At 77.4% G+C, this 2030-nt stretch carries 3 protein-coding genes; all 3 read left to right on the top strand.

Annotation, left to right across the window (positions count from 1 at the left end):
* The coding region (locus tag KSNIM_RS08910) for a DUF6493 family protein (protein ID WP_263102683.1) at positions 1-785 on the top strand (785 nt) is incomplete at its 5' end.
* A gap of 116 nt (positions 786-901) precedes the next feature.
* A complete protein-coding gene (locus KSNIM_RS08905; protein WP_263102682.1) occupies positions 902-1435 on the top strand; it encodes a TetR/AcrR family transcriptional regulator in 534 nt (177 codons plus the stop codon).
* Between the two features lie 44 nt (positions 1436-1479).
* A complete protein-coding gene (locus KSNIM_RS08900; RefSeq protein ID WP_263102681.1) occupies positions 1480-1860 on the top strand; it encodes a hypothetical protein in 381 nt (126 codons plus the stop codon).
* Positions 1861-2030: the final 170 nt, after the last annotated feature.

Below are 2030 nucleotides of genomic sequence, written 5' to 3'. Positions count from 1 at the left end.
GGCTGCGCGACGGCGGCCTGCCGCGCCGCCCCACCCGGGTGCGGGCGCCCTCCGCCGGACGCGGACCGGACGGCCGCCGGCTCTCCACCACCCGCCGCCTGATCGACCAGGAGGCCGCCGGCGCGGGCCTGCCCGCCGACGCCGAGCGGCTGCTCGACTCCGCCGACCGGCACGGCGGACGGCGCGACACCTGGTGGACCCCGCCGGCCTCCGAACGGTGGACGGCGATCCTGCCGCACCACCGCGAGGAGACCGCCGCCCGCCTGATCGAACGCTTCGCCGCAGCCGCGGACTTCGACGAACGGGGCGCCCCGCAGCTGCTTCCCGCACTCGCCGAGGCCGGCGGCCCGGCCGGCCCCGCCGTGCACCTCGCGCTCGCCTACGGCCTCGGTGCCCGCCACCGGGAGGACCGGACGGCCGCGGTGGACGCCCTGCTGGTGCTGGCCGCCCGCGGCGACCTGGACGGCGCCCTGCTCGGCCGGGAGAGCGCCGAACTCGTCGCTCTCGGCCCGGTGAAGCCCAACCGCCTGACCGACTCGCTGCGCGCCGCAGCCGACACCGGCGCCCACGGCACCGTCTGGTCGGTCCTGGCCGCAGCCCTGCCGCAGCTGCTGGCCGGCGAGCCGCCGCGCGGCATCGGCGACCTGCTGGCGGTGGCCGCCGACTGCGCCCGCCGCTGCACCGCCCGCGGCGCGATCCGGGAGGTCACGTCCCTGGCCGCCCGCGGTGGCTCCTCTCGCGCCGTCCGCGAGGCGGCCGCCCTGCAGGAGGTCCTGGCGGGCTGATCCATCGGGGGCGGCCGGTTGCAGAGGCGCGGGCGCACGTGCCGGCTCTGCGCGGTACCGGGTTGTTGAACGATCGTTCTTGACTGACCGTTCTTCAACTCGCTACGGTTCCGGACATGGGACGACCACGCGCCTTCGACGAGGACGAGGCCGTCGAGGCCGCTGCCCGGCTGTTCGCCGCGCACGGCTTCGAGGGCACGTCGGTGGACGACCTGGTGGGCGCGCTCGGCGTGCACCGGGGCAGTCTGTACAAGGTGTTCGGCAGCAAGCGCGGCCTCTACCTGGCCGCGCTCCGCCGCCACCTCGACCGGGACGTGCTGCCGCTGACCCGGGCGGTCGCCGAGGCCGCGCACCTGCCCGCCGCCCTGGCGCAGGCCGCCGCCGCGTACGACAGCGGGCCGGCGGCCGGGCTGCTGCTGCTCTCCGCCGCCGAGCGGGCCCCGCTCGACCCGGACACCGCCGCCCTGGTCGAGGAAGGGCTCGCCGCACTGGAGGCCGCCTTCACCGGGGTCCTCGGTGAGGACGCCCCGCCGCCCCTGGCCGAGGCCCTCGCCGCCACCGTGCTCGGTGTACGGCTGCGCGGCCGTGCCACCGAGGGACGCCCGGGCGCAGCCGCCGTCCTGGCGCTGGCCGACCGCCTCACCCGCTGAGCACCCTGCCACCGCACCCGCCACCCCACCCGAGGAGCCATCAGATGGCACAGCTGTCCATCGTGGACGACACCCTGATCGTCGAGGTCGAGGGACTCGACAAGCTCTGGGCGCTGAAGAGCCGCCTGGAGATCCCGCTGGCCAACGTCCGCGGCGCCACCGCCGACCCCGGCATCGTCCACGACTCCAAGGGCATCAGGATGGGCGGCACCCACCTGCCCGGCGTGATCACCGCGGGTACCTTCCGCTCCCAGGGCGAGTGGGTGTTCTGGGACGTGCACAACCCGGCCGGAGCCGTGGTCGTGGAACTCGCCGACGAGCGCTACAGCCGGCTGGTCGTCGAGGTCGCCGACCCGCGGGCCGCCGTCGCCCTGGTCGAGGCCGCGATGCGCGCGTACGCCGCCGCCCGCCCCGGTCCGGCCTGAGGACGGAGAACCGAGGCCGGGCGGGCAGCGGGCACGGCGCCGGGCAGGACGTCAGACGGTGATCCCGTCGTCGTCCGCGGTCGCCGCGGGGCGGCGGGTCGCGGCGGGCGCCGGAGCGACCGGGGTCGTGGGCACGGCCGGACCGCCGTCCCCGGGGACGCGGGCGACCG

The sequence above is a fragment of the Kitasatospora sp. DSM 101779 genome (genome assembly GCF_025655475.1).
In the GTDB taxonomy this organism is placed as follows: domain Bacteria; phylum Actinomycetota; class Actinomycetes; order Streptomycetales; family Streptomycetaceae; genus Kitasatospora.
Note: the sequence above shows the minus strand (reverse complement) of the source record. Positions and strands in the feature narration are given on the sequence as shown.